This is a genomic window from Lutibacter oceani (assembly GCF_003384935.1).
Lineage (GTDB): Bacteria > Bacteroidota > Bacteroidia > Flavobacteriales > Flavobacteriaceae > Lutibacter > Lutibacter oceani.
Map to the genome: position 1 here is coordinate 190685 of NZ_QTTQ01000009.1, position 16752 is coordinate 207436.

The window sequence follows — 16752 nt, forward strand, 5'->3', positions numbered from 1 at the left end:
GCTTAGCTGCCTTTTTTAATATAATTTCATCACTTCTTCCATTGTTTTTCTTTTAATATCAGGAACATAAGATTCTTCAGAATTGTATCCTACTGGTAACAATAAAAATGCACGTTCATTTGCGGGTCTTTTTAATATTTTTTCTAAAAAACGCATTGGGCTTGGTGTATGGGTTAAAGTTACTAAACCTGCATTATGAATTGCTGAAATTAACATTCCACAAGCCAAACCTACAGATTCGTTTACATAATAATTTTGGTATTTATTTCCGTCTGCGTCAATTTCATAAGGTCTTTTAAATACAACTATTAAATAAGGTGCTAATTCTAAAAAAGGTTTATTAGCATCAGTACCTAAATGTTTTAAATCTTCTAACCATTCATCACTCATTCTTTCATTATAACTTTTTCGCTCCTCTTCTTCAGCGGCTAATCTGATTTCTTTTTTTATCTCAGCACTTTTTACCACACAAAAAGTCCAGGGCTGTTTATTTGCGCCTGATGGTGCTGTTGAAGCAGTTTTAATAATATTTTCAATTACTTCAATAGGAATTTGTTTCTCAGAAAAATGACGTACAGATCTACGCTTATTTGCCCATTCAAAATAGTTTTTCGATTTGCTAAGCATTTCATTTTCAGAATAAGATTCTTGCAGATACCTGTAATGTTTAAATCCATCAACTAAAATATAATTGTCTTTTTTCATAATTATTTAAATTTTGAATGCTAAAATGGTTTTTCTATTTTAACAGGAATCTTACTCATGGCATGTTCTGAAATTGCGGTTATGGATAAAGAAGGATTTACCCCCGGATTTGCAGAAATCATAGAGCCATCACAAACAAACATATTTTTATACCCAAAAACCTGGTTATTTTTATCAATAACACCTTTTGAAATATCTTCTCCCATAACTGCACCACCTAAAACATGAGCAGTTGTTGAAGTACCCAATAAAACATCGGTAATATTTGCATAAGGAATTCCTTTTACTTTTTTACTAAATTTTTTACCCAACTCAAGTGCTTCAGGAATAAAAGCATTTGGCTTTTTACCCTGCTCGGTTTGTGTTTTCATTTTGGTGATTTTCCCAAGTTTTATTCTTAAAGTACTGTCTAAAGTTTGCATAAAAAGCAGTATCGTAGTACGTTTTGAATAATCTTTAGCAAAAACGGTTTTAAATAATTTTAAAGGATATTTAAATGCCAAGCCTAAAATACCAAGCAACCTTAAAACCATATACTTATTATGAATTATTGGTACTGTTAAAATTCTAAAAAAACCAGATCCTTCCCCATAACGCACCGGCTCTAAATGACTGTTTTTATCGGTATGCAACACCGAACCAATTGCTAATCCTTTAGAGTAATCTTTAGGCTTTTTTTCTGTTGATGTTACAACTAATAACGATTCATTATTGGTACGAACATTACAGCCTACTTTTTCAGATAAATTTGGTAACGATTTTTGTTTCAACTTTAATAATAAAGGTACTGTACCAACTACTCCACCAGAAAAAATAACTCCTTTTGTGGTTATACTATCTTTTTGTTTGTTTCCAATACTTGATTTAAATTCAACTTTATATCCATCATTTCCATTTTCAGCATTAATAACCGAAACGTTATAAACTTCCTTTTCTGCAATAATTTTTGTACCTAACTTTTGTGCCAAATACAAATAATTTTTATCTAAGGTATTTTTTGAATTAAACCTACAACCTGTCATACAAGCACCACAATGAATACAACCTGATCTATTTGGTCCTTTGCCTTCAAAATAAGGATCATTCACAATTTTTCCTGCTTCACCAAAATATACTGCTACTTTTGAAGGCTTAAAATGTTCCTCTTTACCAATTTCTTTGGCAATATCTTTTATAGCCATATCGGCAGCATATAATTTCGGATTTTGTGCAGCTCCTAACATTTTATAGGCTATATCATAAAACGGACTTAAAACTTCCTCCCAATTATTTAAATTTGACCAGCTACCAGAATTAAAAAATTCCTTTTTTGGTATGGGTAATGTATTTGCATATGTTAAAGAACCTCCTCCTACTCCAACACCCGACAAAACTGTTACGTGATTTAAAAAAGTCATTTTAAAAAAACCTTTCAAGTTTAGTTTAGGTTCCCAAAGCCATTTTTTAAGATTCCAGTTAGTTTTAGGAAAATCTTCGCTTTTAAACCACTTTCCTTTTTCAATAACCAACACTTTATAGCCTTTTTCAGACAAGCGTAATGCACTTACTGAGCCACCAAAACCGCTTCCAATAATTACATAATCATAATCTAAATTTGCTTTCATAAAAATTAAAAGTAGTGTTAAAATTTCAGTTCTCCAAGTCAATTTAATTACAAAAAAACAAAGTGAAAGTGCCAGTTTGTCACAGTTAAAAGTTTGGTATTCTATTTGACTATTAAAAAATATTAATAATAAATAAAAAATTATACATATGGCAACTGGAAATATTAATGTAACTGCAGAGAATATTTTTCCTATTATTAAAAAATTCTTGTATTCTGATCACGAAATATTTTTACGTGAATTAATTTCGAATGCAACGGATGCAACTTTAAAATTAAAACATTTATCAACTTTAGGTGAAGTTAAAGGTGATATTGGAAATCCAATAATTGAAATAAAAGTTGATAAAGACAAAAAGGAAATTAGAATTATAGACCAAGGAATTGGTATGACTGGTGAAGAAGTTGAAAAATACATTAACCAAGTCGCTTTTTCTGGAGCTGAAGAATTTGTTGAAAAATACAAAGACAAAGTAGAAGACTCTGGAATTATTGGACATTTTGGTTTAGGTTTTTACTCTTCATTTATGGTAGCGAGCAAAGTTGAAATCTTTACAAAATCTTTTGTTGAAGGTTCAAAAGCTGTTCGTTGGGAATGTGATGGAAGTCCAAAATATACATTGGAAGAAACTGATAAAACAACAAGAGGAACAGAAATTGTACTTCATATTGATGAAGATTCTTTGGAATTTTTAGAAGAAGGTAAAATTACTCAATTACTAAATAAGTATAACAAGTTTATGCCTATTCCAATTAAGTTTGGAACACGTGAAGAATCTTTACCATTACCAGAAGGAGCGGCTGAAGATGCCAAACCTGAAAAAATTACAGTAGATAATATTGTTAACAATCCAACACCAGCCTGGACAAAAAACCCGACTGATTTAAGTGATGAAGATTATAAAGAATTTTACAGAGAATTGTACCCAATGCAATTTGAAGAACCTTTATTTAATATTCATTTAAATGTTGACTATCCTTTTAACTTAACTGGTATTTTATATTTTCCAAAGTTGAGTAAAAGTGTAGATCCAATGAAGGACAAAATTCAACTATACCAAAATCAAGTATTTGTAACAGATAATGTAGAAGGTATTGTACCAGATTTTTTACAAATGCTTCGTGGAGTTATTGATTCTCCAGATATTCCTTTAAACGTTTCCAGATCTTATTTACAAGCAGATGGAGCCGTTAAAAAAATATCAAGTTATATAACGCGTAAAGTTGCAGATAAACTAATTAGTTTATTTAAAAACGATCGTAAAGCTTTTGAAGCTAAATGGGACGATATTAAAGTTATTATTGAATACGGAATGCTTTCTGAAGAAAAATTCTTCGAAAAATCTGACAAGTTTGCTTTGTATCCAACAGTAGATAAAGAATATTTTACCTTTGAAGAATTGGTTGAAGAAATAAAACCAACTCAAACTGATAAAGATGATAAAGTAGTAATTTTATATGCTTCAGATGTAAAATCTCAACATAGTTATATTGATGCTGCTAAAGAAAAAGGATATCAAGTTTTATTGTTAGATTCTCCTATAGTTTCGCATTTAATTCAAAAATTAGAAGGAAGTAAAGAGAATATCCAATTTGTAAGAGTAGATGCAGACCATGTTGATAACTTAATTAAAAAGGATGAAAATCAGATTAGTAAACTTTCTGATGAAGAAAAAGAAACCTTAAAACCTATAATTGAAGAAGCAATTCCAAAAGAAACATATACTGTTCAATTAGAAGCTATGGATTCTAACGCAAATCCGTTTATGATTACGCAACCAGAATTTATGCGCAGAATGAAAGAAATGCAGGCAACTGGTGGTGGTGGAATGATGGGAATGGGTAATTTTCCAGATATGTACAATTTAGTTGTAAATACCAATAACGAATTAGTTGGTGAAATTTTAAATACTAAAACTAAAAAGAAACAAGAGCGTTTAATTAAACAAGCGTTTGATTTAGCTAAGCTATCTCAAGGTTTATTGCACGGAGAAGAGTTAACTACTTTTATAAAACGTAGTTTTCAAATGATTAAATAAAAAAAGTTACATAAACTTTAGAAAAGCCTTAACAATTGTTGAGGCTTTTTTTTATTATTTTTGCCAGCATATTAGGTAATTATAAAATTGGCATTTTTATTGCTATTACTTGAATTAAAATCTAAAAATGAAGATTTCATTAAAACTATTTCTTGGTATTTTATTAATTGGTGTTATTTCAGTTAATTCATATTCACAAAACGACACAACAAAAATTAAAAAAATTGATAGTGAAATTAATAGCACTACAAGTACCAACCAATTAAAAGCCAAAACCCTTAATTCAACTGTAAATCCTAGTTCTCCAATTGACCTTAAAATTGAAAAACAATTGAATACGGAAGCAATTAATAAAAATTTAAATGCAAATAAATCTAACTCCAACCAAAATTTCATGTTGGAGAATTTGCCTGAGGATAGTGATATTATTGGTAAAAAATATTGGAAAGGAAAGGATGTTACAAACGCAAAATTAAAAAGCAACTTTAGTTTAGGCACAGTAACCAGCCGCACAAAATCTGTAAAAATTGAATGTAGAGATTACAGCGCTATTGATGGAGACAGAATAAGAATTTACTTAAATGAACAAGTAATAAGTGATAATATTGGCTTAAAAGCAAACTATTATGTGTATTATATTAATTTAGAAAAAGGATATAATAGAATAGATTTTCAAGCTTTAAATCAGGGTTTTTCAGGACCTAATACTGCCGAATTAGCTGTTTATGATGCAAATGGTAATCTTATTTCATCCAAAGAATGGAATCTAACAACCGGTCAAACAGCTACCATTGGAATTATCCAACAATAACTAATAAATATGGTACTTGCTGCTTCTGGTATAATTTTAGAAAACAAAAAAATATTATTACTTCAGCGTTCTAATTATACCGAAAATTATCCTGGCTTTTGGGGTTGTCCCGGAGGACGAGCAGAAAAAGGCGAAACGGCTCAAGAAAATGTGATTAGAGAAGTTAAGGAAGAGTGTAATTTAAATTTTTTACCTACCAAAATAATAAAAACTGGTATTTGGCAAGAACGAAAATATTATCGCTTTTTAGGAAATTGGTCTGGTAAAATAATAATTCAGGAAGAAGAAGTTAGTGATTATAATTGGTTTTCCTTTGAAAAGGCAATGCAACTTCAATTGTCTTTTGACTATAAAGAAATATTAGAAATACTTTATAAAAACAAGTACCTCTAAAACGCTATTTTAACAATTTATTAATAATTATAAACCAAAGTTAATGTAACTTTTAGGTTTGAGAGGCGTCTTTAGTATAAGGCAATTAATAAAAAAACTAACCCAAAATTAAAATTATTAATACAATTTATTCACATATTGTTCCTGAAGGCATAGAAAAAATTAGACTACAAGAATATGCTCCTAAGGTTTTTGAGGTTTATATTCCATCAAATAGTGGAGTTAAAAAAGCAATTAAACGCGGTTTAATTTTAGCAAATGGAGAAATTGCACAAACTGGTACTTGGGTAAATTCTGGGCAAGTTTTAGATTTAATTGAAGATCCAAGCATTCAACCAAAAGTATTTGAATACAACTTTGAAGTGCTTTTTGAAGATGAACATATTGCAGCTATAAATAAACCCGCTGGTATTACCGTAAGTGGTAATAAATTTAAAACAGTTGCAAATGCACTTCCTTTTAACTTAAAAAAAAGCAATGAACCTGATGCGCTTTTTGTACCAACTCCAGTTCACAGATTAGACAACCAAACCTCTGGAATTTTATTAATTGCCAAAACTAAAACTGCGCAAATAGAGCTTGGAAATCAATTTACAAACAAAACCATTCAAAAAAATTATTGCACTATTGTTATTGGTGAAGTTTGTAAAAATAGAATGATAAATTTACCGATAGAAAATAAACCTTCTGAAACTAATTTTGAAATAATAAAAGTAGTAAAGTCTTTGAAATATAACGATTTATCCTGCTTAAAAGTAACTCCAAAAACAGGAAGAACACATCAAATAAGAATTCACATGGCTTCCATTGGACATCCTATATTAGGAGATAAATTATATGGTAATGCACAAACAATTCATAAAGGGAAAGGTTTGTTTTTGTGCGCTTCTGAAATAAAATTTTTGCATCCAAAAACATTTCTACCAACTATAATAAAAATTGATGTTCCACATAAATTTAAATCATTATTAGTAAGAGAAAAAAGACGCTGGAATACCTATAATGTTTAATTTTTGATTATAAAATTAAGAAAACAATTCATTCAACAATTTAGCTAAACGAATTCCACCTTTTTGTAATTGAGAACGCACCAATCCAAAGTTTTCATACATATAATTATATCGTAAATTCTCTCCAATTTCAGCAGATTCATAAGCTTTAATGGCGAATGTTTGTGTCTCATTTACCCAATCTTCAATGGTTCCATTTTGTAAATACTTAACTTGTTCTTTTGTAATTTTATCTGCATTTTCAGCCAATTCAGTATAAGTCATATTATAATGATTTATCATTTTAGAATCCCAAACCGAATGTAAATTTGTACCGTTATCAAACCACTGTAATTGAAAGGTATTTCCCCCCTTATCTTCTTTTCTACCAACATGCATTGGCTGATGTAAATCACCCATTAAATGCACCAATAGTTTTAAATAAAATGCCTTGTCTTCCTTGTTTGTATTTACATTTAAAATAACTTCCTTACATTTTTTAATTCCTGTTACTAAATCTCCATCCTTATTTTTTTCAGAATCCTGGTAACTAACTCCAAAAGGCATATTTACAAAATGCCAAGTATAAAATTCTCTGTAACGCTTGTCAGACTTAATATCATCTCCAAATGTTGAAACCAATGCTAAACTTTGTCCGTTTAACAATTCAGCAATTTTACGTTTTGTTTTCACTTTTAAATAGTCTTCGGCAATTTTACCAATGGTCCTATGCCCTGTTGCTCCCCAATCTGGACTAGTTGCATTTACTGTTGAAAAAGTAACTAAAAAAGCTAATACTATATAAATTGTCTTACCTGATTTCATTTTAAAATATTTTCATCAAAGGTAAAAAGAAAGTTTGTTAAAATATTTGTAAAATATAAAAATTATTTTATATCTTTATGATATCATTTTAATATCATTATAAATTCAAAAATCATGACACAAGAAAAAATTATAAAAGTATCAAATGGTTATTTTATGCTTTTTATGTTACTGCTTTTAATTGCCGCTAGTATTTTTAGCTTAGTAAACTCTGCTATTGCATTTTTTATACCTCTGGTAATATTTACAATTATTATTATTCCAGGTTTCTTTTTAGTAAATCCAAATACATCAAAAGTAATTTTACTTTTTGGTAAGTATATTGGTACCGTAAAAGAAAATGGTTTTTATTGGGCAAATCCATTTTATAAAAAAAGAGGAATTTCTCTAAGGGCAAGTAATTTTGATAGCGAACGTGTTAAAGTAAATGACAAACTTGGAAACCCAATTATGATTAGTACAATTTTGGTTTGGAAAGTAAAGGACACTTTTAAAGCAGCTTTTGATGTGGATAATTACGAAAATTTTGTGCGTGTACAATCTGATGCTGCAGTTAGAAAATTAGCTAGTTTATATCCTTATGATAATTTTGAAGATGATGGCCAAGCTGAAGAAATAACTTTAAGAGCAAGTGTAAATGAAGTAAGTGAAGCTCTAGAACAAGAATTATCTGAACGTTTAGATATGGCAGGAATTGAAGTATTGGAAGCGCGTATTGGCTATTTGGCTTATGCTCAAGAAATTGCAAATGCTATGTTAAAACGTCAACAGGCAACTGCAATAATTGCTGCGCGTCATAAAATAGTTGAAGGTGCAGTAAGTATGGTTGAAATGGCTATTGATAAATTAGGAAAGCACAATATTGTAGAATTAGATGAAGAACGAAAAGCCGCTATGGTCAGCAATTTAATGGTAGTTCTTTGTTCTGATAAAGACACTACTCCTATTGTAAATACAGGAACTTTAAATCATTAAAATGGTTACATTTCTAGTTTACTTAACCCTCTTAATTTGCAACTTATTTTATTTTCTTTTCACTTTATAAAAAACCCAACATTATGAAAGAATACAAAGTTATTAAAAAGAATTTTTGGAAAAAAGATGCTGTTTTTGAGGATGTTTTAAATCAATTTTCAAGAGAAGGATGGGAAGTTAAAAGTGCAATTGCAAACGGACATGGTGATTTCTCTAAAGTTATTTTAGAAAGAGAAAAAAATAGGTAATGGATAAATTAAGTAAATCTTCAAAAGGAATAGCTATTGGAATTGCAATTGGAACGGCTTTAGGAATTGCTTTAAACAATATTGCATTAGGTGTTGGTGTAGGAATTGTTTTTTCAGCAGCTTTTGCTAATCAATCTAAAAATAAAAACTAAATTCTTAATCATTTTATCTTATGAAAGTTTTTACTGAAGACCAAAATTTTAATCAATCCATAGTTTATATTGGTATATCCATTAGTTTAATAGCTGTAATTTTTTCAACATTAAATGAATGGAAAAAAATACTAATTGGAACTCAAAAAAAAGCAGCGCTTGAAAGAGTTTTAAACACTTACAAACATAAATTTTTACATAATGAAATCTAAAATATGTTCATTTTTTATCATTCTCATTTCAACTTTTGCAGTTTCACAGGAAATAAAATTCAGCGAGTTAGAGTTAAGTATTCCAACAAATTCAACAACAATTAACGGAACACTTTTATCAATAAATTCAGAAGTAAAAGCTCCGTTACTAATTTTAATTCCAGGCTCTGGACCAACTGATAGAAATGGAAATAGTACAATGTCTAAAAATAATTCGATAAAATTTTTAGCAGAAGATTTAGCAAAGGAAAACATAGCTACTTTTAGATTTGATAAAAGTGTACTTTCCTTCACAAAAGAGGATACAAAAAAAATTGACTCACTTACTTTTGAAGTCTTTATAAATGAAGCTGAAAGTGTGATTGATTATTTTATAAAAACTGATAATTACTCTAATATAGTGGTTGCAGGACATAGCCAAGGAAGCTTGGTTGGTATGATTGCTGCCAAAAAAAAAGCGAATGGGTTTGTTTCTTTAGAAGGAGCAGGAAGATCTATAGATGAAATATTAATTGAACAAATTGGATTACAAGCACCCTTTTTAAAAGATGAAACAGTAAAAATATTAAATGAACTAAAAATTGGAAATACTGTAGAAGAATTTAATCCAATGTTAATTTCTTTATTTAATAAGCAAGTTCAACCCTTTTTAATTTCTTGGATAAAATACAATCCACAAGCTGAAATTGCTAAATTAAAAATTCCAATTTTAATTATTAATGGTTCTAAAGATATTCAAACCAAAAATATAGATGCCGAATTACTGCATAAATCAAATGAAAATTCTCAATTAGAAATTATTGAAAATATGAATCATATTTTTAAGGAAATTAAAGGTGATTTAACTGAAAATATGCAATCCTATAACAACCCTGAACTCCCTGTTATGAAGGAACTTTCAAATATAATAACCACCTTTGTAAAAGATTTAAAATAAATTATGTCTAAGAAAAAAGCATTTGCATTACGAATTAATGAAGACATGCTCAAAGCAATTGAGAAATGGGCTGCAGATGAATTTCGTTCAACTAACGGACAGTTAGAATGGATGCTAAATAAATGCTTAAAAGACGCAAAACGAGCTCCAAAAAAAAATAATTCAGAAAATAATGTTTAGTATAACAACTAAGGAGAACAAAAACCCGCTTCTTAATGAAGTAATTGTTTCAAATAAAAAATTAAATTTTAAAAGTATAATCTATCCAAATTTAGGAGCTTCATTGCAAAAAGTAATAATTAATGGCATTGAATTGATTGATGGTATAACTCCAAACGAAATTGGTCTCAACACCTATAAAAACAAATACAATTCGGCTGTTTTATTTCCTTTTCCCAATAGAATTGAAAACGGAACTTATAAATTTGAAAATAATACATATCAACTTGATATAAATGAAACCGCTTTAAATAATAGTCTTCATGGTCATGTTTTTGACAAAAGTTTTACTATTAAAGAAAAATCTACTTCAGAAAATAATGCCAAAGTAACCTTTAGCTATACAAATACTAAAACAGCTAAAGGATTTCCGTTTTTATACACTTTTGATATTACCTATACATTTACAAATAATAAAATTAGCTTGGATTTTGATGTGAAAAATATTGGAACAAATCCATTTCCTTTTGGAATTGGATGGCACCCTTATTTTAAGGTAAAAAATTTGAGTGAAAGTGTTTTGGATTTTGAAGCTGAAAAACAATACTTGGTAAATAAAAATATGATTCCTACTGAAGAAACTTCATTAATATTTAAAACACCTTTAAAAATTAACGATACATTTTTAGATGATTGTTTTATAACCAAAAATTCACAATCATATTTTAAAACAAGTGATTATAAAATAAATATAGAATTTTCATCAGAAAGCCCTAACAGTTTTTTACAAGTGTATACGCCAGACACTAGAGATTGCATTGCTATTGAACCTATGACTTGTGCTCCAAATAGCTTCAATAACAAAAAAGGATTACTAACCTTAAATGCCGGTGAAAAATATAATTGGCAAGTAGATTTAAAATATGCTCTTTAAATTAAATTACTGGAAGTTTGTATAAAATTCAAAAAAATAATAATTGTAAGAAATCTCTAATTAGCTATCTTTTTAATTTCTTTTGCAGGATTTCCAGCAACAAAAACATTATCAGAAACATTTTTAGTAACTACAGCTCCTGCTCCAATTACTACTCCGTTTCCAATGGTTACACCTGGACAAATTATTGCTCCTCCGCCAATCCAAACATCATTTCCTATTTTAATTGGCTTCGCAAATTCTAACATAGTAGCTCTTTCTTTTGCATTTATTGGATGCGTAGCTGTGTAAATTTGAACATTTGGTCCTATTAACACATTGTTTCCAATTTCAACTGGCATAACATCGAGAATACAACAATTAAAATTAAAAAAAACATTGTCTCCTAAACTAATATTATAACCATAATCACAATAAAATGGTGGCTCAATCCATAAAGAATCGCCAACCTCACCAAATAATTCATAAAAAAGTTTATTTCTTTCTTCCTTATTAGCATCCCCAATTGAATTAATTTTCTGAAATAATAAACGTGCATTATGCCTTTCTAATGAAAGCTCAGCATCACTTGCATTATACAATTTTCCTGAAAGCATTTTCTCCTTCTCTGTCATATATAATATTTATTCAGATAAAATTAATGTTTGTCCAATACTAATATCATTAGAATTTAAGCCATTTAACTTTTTAAGTTCATCAACAGATAATCCATATTTTCTCGAAATTGAATACAATGTATCCCCTTTTATTACAATATGATTAAAAGTATTAGCATCTGGAACAATTTCAAATGGTTTCCCTAAAACTTCTGTATCATATTTATGCAAATCATATTTTTCAATAAGCGCAATTAACTTTGCAGGATAACGCCTATCTGTGGCATAACCTGCTTCACTTAATCCTTTTGCCCATTTTACATAATCTCCTTTTTTAAACTTGAATAACTTTGAATACCTTGAGCGACTTGTTAAAAACAAAGAGTGGTCTCTAAATGAATTTGCAGGATCATCATAAACTCTAAAACACTCCCCTTTTTCATCATCATCGTGATAAATTTTTCCACCTTCCCAACCTTTGTGGCATTTAATACCGAAATGATTGTTAGAATTTTTTGTTAATTGACTATTTCCACTTGAAGATTCTAAAATACCTTGCGCCAAGGTAATACTTGCAGGAATTTCATAAACTCGCATTTCATTCATAGCAGCATCTTTAAATGTTTCTATATAAGCTAAAGTGGTGTTTTTAATAGTTGAGTTGCCTGCTGTAGTATTTGAAATTGAATTGGATAGTGTATCTTTTGAAGATTTAATAACCATTTCTTTACGAATATTTTCAGCTTTTTCAGCAAGTTTCTTTTTCGATTTACAACTTACCAATAAGCTAATTGTAAACACTCCAATTAAAAAATACTTTAACTTCATAATTACACTATTTTTTCCAAATTTTTCTTTTCCAAATAAACATTCATACCTTCAATTCCTTGTAAACCACCAGTATGAATTGCTAAAATTTTAGTTCCTGTTTCAAAATAATCTTTTTTTATTAAATCTACAATACCAAATAACATTTTTCCTGTATAAACCGGATCAAGCGGAATACCTGTTTCATTTTTAAATTTATTAATAAAATGAATTAATGCTTCCGAAACTTTAGCATAACCTCCAAAATGATAGTCAGTATTTAAACTCCAATTTTTATTAGTTAGTACATATTTTTTAATTTCATTTTGAAGAAAATCTCCTTTTAACGCAGGAAACCCAATAACTTTTTGATGCTTTTTTGTTGAATTTATAATCCCTGAAATTGTACCACCAGTTCCAATAGCTGAACATATAACATCGTAAAATTCATCTGTTTTAGTTAATATTTCTTTACAACCTTGCACTGCAAATTTGTTAGTTCCACCTTCAGGAACTAAATAAAAATCGCCAAATTTCTGTTTTAAATCATCAATAAATTCTTTTGATGTTTTATTTCTATATTCACTTCTGGAAACAAAATAAAATTGCATATTATGTTCAGAAGCAAACTTTAAGGTTGGATTTTTTTTAAGCACTTCCTCAATATTATTTGCCAATTCTTCACCTCTAATTACACCAATAGTTTTAAAGCCGAATTGAAAACCAGCGGCAGCAGTTGCAGCAATATGATTAGAATAAGCACCTCCAAATGTTAGCAACGTTTTTTTGTTTTGATTTGAAGCCTCAACTAAATTGTACTTTAACTTGCGGTATTTATTACCTGAAATAAAAGGGTGTAACTCATCTTCTCTTTTAATAAATAATGAAACTCCTGAATCGGAAATTTCAGAAAAATGAATTTGTTGAATTCTACTGTTTTTAGCTTCTAAGAACATGTTTCTATTTCCTCTTGCAATGCTCCCCATTCATCCATTAAATCATCTAACAATTCTTTTTTGGATTGGTAATTTTTAAAAAAATCTGGATTTGAAGTCACCTCTTCAGAATTTTCAAAAATTTCAGCATCTAAATTTAAAACTTCCCTTTCCAATTGAGCAATTTGCTTTTCAACTTTACTCAATTTATTTTTCAATTGTTTTAATTCCTTTTCTTTTTGCTTATTTTCTAAATATGCATCTTTTCCTGTTGAAATTACAACTTCTTTTTCAATAGTTCTTTTTTCAACTTCTCTGAAATCTTCTAAATTATGTTGCTCTAAATAATAATCAATATCGCCTAAGTATTCACGAATTACCTTATTTTTAAATTCATAAACCTTATTGCTTAACCCTTGTAAAAAATCACGATCGTGAGAAACCAAAATTAAAGTTCCATCAAAATTCTTTAAAGCTTGTTTTAATACATTTTTTGAAGCAATATCTAAATGGTTAGTTGGCTCATCCATTACTAAAACATTAAACGGATTTAGCAACATTTTACACAAAGCTAAACGGTTACGCTCACCTCCGGAAAGCACTTTTACTTTTTTATCTACATCTTCACCACTAAACAAAAACGAACCTAACATATCACGTACTTTAGTTCTGTTTGCATCTGTAGATGCATCTTCCATAATTTGAAGTACCGTTTTTTCTCCATCTAAATATTCCGACTGATTTTGGGCAAAATAACCAATTTGAACATTATGTCCGAGTTTTAAATCACCATTAAAATCTATTTCACCAACAATCATTTTTGCTAGCGTTGATTTACCTTGACCATTTTGACCTACAAAAGCAATTTTACTGTTTCTTTCAATCAATAAATCTACATTTTCCAATACCTGATTACTGCCATAATTTTTAGCCAAATCACTAGCTTCAATAATAATTTTACCGGGTTGAATTGAAACAGGGAAACGCATACTTAATGTGGCATTGTCATCTCCATCAACCTCAATCCTTTCTACTTTTTCTAGCTTTTTAATTAGCGATTGTGCAAAAGCTGCTTTGGAAGCTTTGTACCTGAACTTTTCAATTAATTGTTCGGTTTGTTTTATTTCTTTCTCTTGGTTTTTTTGTGCCTGAAGCTGTTTTTCTTTAATGTCTTTTCTTAACTCTAAAAACTGTGTGTAAGGCTTATTGTAATCGTAAATTTTTCCCAATGAAATCTCAATAGTTCTATTGGTTACGTTATCCAAAAACATTTTATCATGCGATACCAAAACAACTGCTCCTGCATATCCTTTTAAAAAATTTTCCAACCAAATTATAGATTCAATATCTAAATGGTTTGTAGGCTCATCCAATAAAAGAATATCATTTTTTTGAAGTAACAATTTTGCTAATTCAATACGCATTCTCCAACCACCTGAAAAAGTTTCTGTTAACTTTTCAAAATCTGCTCTTTTAAAACCTAATCCTTGCAATATTTTTTCAGTTTCACCTTGGTAATTATAACCACCTAAAAGCTCATACCTATGTGTTAAATCATCTAAATCATGTAAAATAGTGTGGTAACTTTCCGATTCATAATCAGTACGCTCTGCAAGCTGGTTATTTATTTCTGCCAATTGCTTTTCCACCTCTTTTATTTCAACAAAAGCTGAATAGGCTTCTTCTAAAATGGTTTTGCCATAAGTAAACTCAATATCTTGTTTTAAAAAACCGATAGTTGTATTTTTTTCAAAAGCCATGGTTCCAGAATCACAATCTAATTCTCTGGCTACAATTTTAAGTAAAGTAGATTTTCCTGCTCCATTTTTTCCTATTAGTCCTACTCTATTACCAGAAATTAACTTAAAGGTTATTCCTGAAAATAATTCGGTTCCTCCAAATGAAATGGATACATTGTGTGCGTTTAGCATAATTTATTACAAATAACTAATTCAAAAATTTTAACTTTGCAAATCTATTATAATTTTAATAAACAATATGTTTAAAAAAGGAACAAAGCTTTATAGCATTTTTTTTAATAAATGCCCAAGATGTAATGAAGGTGATTTTATGGAAGAAAATAATATTTTTAAATTCAGAAAAGCATTTAAAATGAAAACTAATTGCTCACATTGCGAACTTAAATATATGATGGAGCCATCATTTTATTATGGAGCAATGTATGTAACTTATGGGCTTACAGTTGGAATTTCAATAATTACTTTTGCTATTTCAACTTTACTTTTTAAGCTAAGTTTGTTACAAAGTTTTATTCCAATTGTAATCGTATTAATTTTAACTGCTCCAATTTCTTTACGTTTTTCAAGAATCATATGGATTAATATTTTTGTTCACTATAATCCAAATTATAAAAAAACTATTGAAACCGAGCAATAGAAATTTCAGAATCCAATTCTAAACCCTTTTCTAAGTGGCTGTAAAGGGCTTTTGCGGCAATTGGAGCAATCATTACACCTCGCGTTCCTAAACCATTTAAAATGGCTATGTTTTTATAATTTGGGTGCGTTCCAACTAAAGGTCTTCTATCTTTTACAGTAGGTCTAATTCCTGCAATATGGTCTATAATTTTATATGGTACAGTTATAAACGTTTCTAATTTATTTATCAATTCCATCTTACCCTCTTCTGTTGGTATTTTGGATTTATCTTTCCAATTAAAAGTAGCTCCAACTTTATAATAGTTATTTCCCAAAGGAAGTACAAATACAGCTGCTTTTATTAAAAAATCAACATTTAAATCCGGTGCATGTATTATTAACAATTCACCTTTTGCTTCTTGCATTGGTAAATAATTAAAAAACGGATTTTCTTTTAATCCAAATCCTTCACAAAAAATGATTTTAGTAGCTTTTACATCTTTATATTCAATAGTTTCTTCCTTAATTTTTAATTCAGAATATTCAAATTTTGTTGTATGAATTAGTTTTCTTTTTAATAAGTAATTTCTATAATTTTCTAATACTGATTTTGTGTCAATTCTACCGGTATTTTTCAACTTTCCGAAACCAAATTTTGCTGAAACTCCAAAATATTTTTCATGTACAATTTCAGGAATCATATATTCTGAAAGCATAGGCTTGTCACTTGCAATAAACCAATTATTTTGCTCTTCAACAGATTTAAAAATTCGATAAATATTTACAGGATAATGATATTTTGAATTGAGTTGTTTTTCTAATTCTTCATAAAAAGGAATTGCAACTTTTAGTTGTTCAATAGCATTCCAAACTGGTGTAAAACGCTTTAAAATAACTGGATTGTACATTCCTCCAGCTACAATAGAAGAATTTTGGGAATTATCTTCAAAAATAATAAAGGTCTTGCCGTATTTTTCTAACTCTTTAGAAAAAGCCAAACCCGCTAAACCTAAACCAACAATTATATAATCTACTTTCATTTTATGAAGAAATA

21 protein-coding genes are annotated in these 16752 nt (G+C 29.0%); 12 read left to right on the forward strand and 9 right to left on the reverse strand.

Going from position 1 to position 16752, the window contains the following annotated elements; translation table 11 throughout:
- Positions 1–15 precede the first annotated feature (15 nt).
- Together BX611_RS00925 and BX611_RS00930 are read right to left on the reverse strand one after the other, a co-directional pair.
- Positions 16–705 (reverse strand): nitroreductase family protein, encoded by a 690-nt coding sequence (locus BX611_RS00925; RefSeq protein ID WP_115877620.1) that lies wholly within the window; start codon positions 703–705, stop codon positions 16–18.
- A gap of 20 nt (positions 706–725) precedes the next feature.
- Positions 726–2309, reverse strand: a complete 1584-nt coding sequence (locus BX611_RS00930) for a GMC family oxidoreductase (RefSeq protein ID WP_115878884.1) — start codon at positions 2307–2309, stop codon at positions 726–728.
- Between the two features lie 148 nt (positions 2310–2457).
- Here BX611_RS00930 and htpG point away from each other — a divergent pair, with 148 nt between their 5' ends.
- The 3 genes from htpG to BX611_RS00945 all read left to right on the forward strand — a co-directional run bounded on the left by htpG (position 2458) and on the right by BX611_RS00945 (position 5551).
- On the forward strand, positions 2458–4347 hold the full coding sequence (gene htpG / locus BX611_RS00935) for a molecular chaperone HtpG (RefSeq protein WP_115877621.1): 1890 nt from the start codon (positions 2458–2460) through the stop codon (positions 4345–4347).
- 127 nt (positions 4348–4474) lie between these two features.
- A complete protein-coding gene (locus BX611_RS00940) occupies positions 4475–5158 on the forward strand; it encodes a hypothetical protein (RefSeq protein WP_115877622.1) in 684 nt (227 codons plus the stop codon).
- Positions 5159–5167: 9 nt separating this feature from the next.
- Positions 5168–5551, forward strand: coding sequence for an NUDIX hydrolase (locus BX611_RS00945; RefSeq protein ID WP_115877623.1), 384 nt, complete (start codon positions 5168–5170; stop codon positions 5549–5551).
- A 199-nt stretch (positions 5552–5750) separates the two neighbouring features.
- On the opposite strand, the gene BX611_RS15225 is transcribed toward BX611_RS00945, so the two are convergent.
- Complete coding sequence (locus BX611_RS15225; RefSeq protein WP_262510527.1) at positions 5751–5882, reverse strand: hypothetical protein; 132 nt, start codon at positions 5880–5882, stop codon at positions 5751–5753.
- Between the two features lie 31 nt (positions 5883–5913).
- Between BX611_RS15225 and BX611_RS00950 the strand changes: the two genes are divergently transcribed.
- Entirely contained in the window at positions 5914–6561 is a 648-nt protein-coding gene (locus tag BX611_RS00950; RefSeq protein ID WP_240324955.1) for an RluA family pseudouridine synthase, read from the forward strand.
- A 15-nt stretch (positions 6562–6576) separates the two neighbouring features.
- Here BX611_RS00950 and BX611_RS00955 read toward each other — a convergent pair whose 3' ends face one another.
- Positions 6577–7365 carry a S1/P1 nuclease gene (locus tag BX611_RS00955; RefSeq protein WP_115877625.1) on the reverse strand — a complete coding sequence of 263 codons (789 nt, stop codon included), beginning with the start codon at positions 7363–7365 and terminating at the stop codon, positions 6577–6579.
- A 114-nt stretch (positions 7366–7479) separates the two neighbouring features.
- Between BX611_RS00955 and BX611_RS00960 the strand changes: the two genes are divergently transcribed.
- The 7 genes from BX611_RS00960 (at position 7480) to BX611_RS00985 (ending at position 10982) form a co-directional block, all read left to right on the forward strand.
- Positions 7480–8340, forward strand: coding sequence for an SPFH domain-containing protein (locus BX611_RS00960; protein WP_115877626.1), 861 nt, complete (start codon positions 7480–7482; stop codon positions 8338–8340).
- An 83-nt stretch (positions 8341–8423) separates the two neighbouring features.
- Positions 8424–8588, forward strand: a complete 165-nt coding sequence (locus BX611_RS00965) for a DUF4177 domain-containing protein (RefSeq protein ID WP_115877627.1) — start codon at positions 8424–8426, stop codon at positions 8586–8588.
- A complete protein-coding gene (locus tag BX611_RS14980) occupies positions 8588–8740 on the forward strand; it encodes a hypothetical protein (protein WP_162880007.1) in 153 nt (50 codons plus the stop codon). Before BX611_RS00965 ends, BX611_RS14980 begins: the two co-directional genes overlap by 1 nt.
- 20 nt (positions 8741–8760) lie before the next feature.
- A complete protein-coding gene (locus BX611_RS00970; protein WP_115877628.1) occupies positions 8761–8952 on the forward strand; it encodes a hypothetical protein in 192 nt (63 codons plus the stop codon).
- Positions 8942–9889 (forward strand): alpha/beta hydrolase, encoded by a 948-nt coding sequence (locus BX611_RS00975; RefSeq protein WP_115877629.1) that lies wholly within the window; start codon positions 8942–8944, stop codon positions 9887–9889. Before BX611_RS00970 ends, BX611_RS00975 begins: the two co-directional genes overlap by 11 nt.
- 3 nt (positions 9890–9892) lie before the next feature.
- Complete coding sequence (locus tag BX611_RS00980) at positions 9893–10069, forward strand: Arc family DNA binding domain-containing protein (protein ID WP_115877630.1); 177 nt, start codon at positions 9893–9895, stop codon at positions 10067–10069.
- Positions 10062–10982 carry an aldose 1-epimerase gene (locus tag BX611_RS00985; protein WP_115877631.1) on the forward strand — a complete coding sequence of 307 codons (921 nt, stop codon included), beginning with the start codon at positions 10062–10064 and terminating at the stop codon, positions 10980–10982. Before BX611_RS00980 ends, BX611_RS00985 begins: the two co-directional genes overlap by 8 nt.
- 56 nt (positions 10983–11038) lie before the next feature.
- On the opposite strand, the gene BX611_RS00990 is transcribed toward BX611_RS00985, so the two are convergent.
- From BX611_RS00990 to BX611_RS01005, 4 genes are read right to left on the reverse strand one after another with little or no spacing between them, the layout of a single operon-like run.
- Positions 11039–11596, reverse strand: a complete 558-nt coding sequence (locus tag BX611_RS00990) for a sugar O-acetyltransferase (protein WP_115877632.1) — start codon at positions 11594–11596, stop codon at positions 11039–11041.
- Positions 11597–11605: 9 nt separating this feature from the next.
- The gene (locus BX611_RS00995) at positions 11606–12406 is read right to left on the reverse strand and encodes a glucosaminidase domain-containing protein (protein WP_115877633.1); all 801 of its coding nucleotides are present in this window, start codon (positions 12404–12406) and stop codon (positions 11606–11608) included.
- 2 nt (positions 12407–12408) lie between these two features.
- The gene (locus BX611_RS01000) at positions 12409–13371 is read right to left on the reverse strand and encodes a 1-aminocyclopropane-1-carboxylate deaminase/D-cysteine desulfhydrase (RefSeq protein WP_394340452.1); all 963 of its coding nucleotides are present in this window, start codon (positions 13369–13371) and stop codon (positions 12409–12411) included.
- On the reverse strand, positions 13332–15251 hold the full coding sequence (locus BX611_RS01005; RefSeq protein ID WP_115877635.1) for an ABC-F family ATP-binding cassette domain-containing protein: 1920 nt from the start codon (positions 15249–15251) through the stop codon (positions 13332–13334). The genes BX611_RS01000 and BX611_RS01005 overlap by 40 nt, the downstream gene beginning before the upstream one ends.
- Before the next feature lie 139 nt (positions 15252–15390).
- Here BX611_RS01005 and BX611_RS01010 point away from each other — a divergent pair, with 139 nt between their 5' ends.
- Entirely contained in the window at positions 15391–15717 is a 327-nt protein-coding gene (locus BX611_RS01010) for a DUF983 domain-containing protein (RefSeq protein ID WP_262510535.1), read from the forward strand.
- On the opposite strand, the gene BX611_RS01015 is transcribed toward BX611_RS01010, so the two are convergent.
- Positions 15698–16738, reverse strand: a complete 1041-nt coding sequence (locus tag BX611_RS01015; RefSeq protein ID WP_115877637.1) for an NAD(P)/FAD-dependent oxidoreductase — start codon at positions 16736–16738, stop codon at positions 15698–15700. The genes BX611_RS01010 and BX611_RS01015 overlap by 20 nt on opposite strands.
- Between the last annotated feature and the right edge of the window lie 14 nt (positions 16739–16752).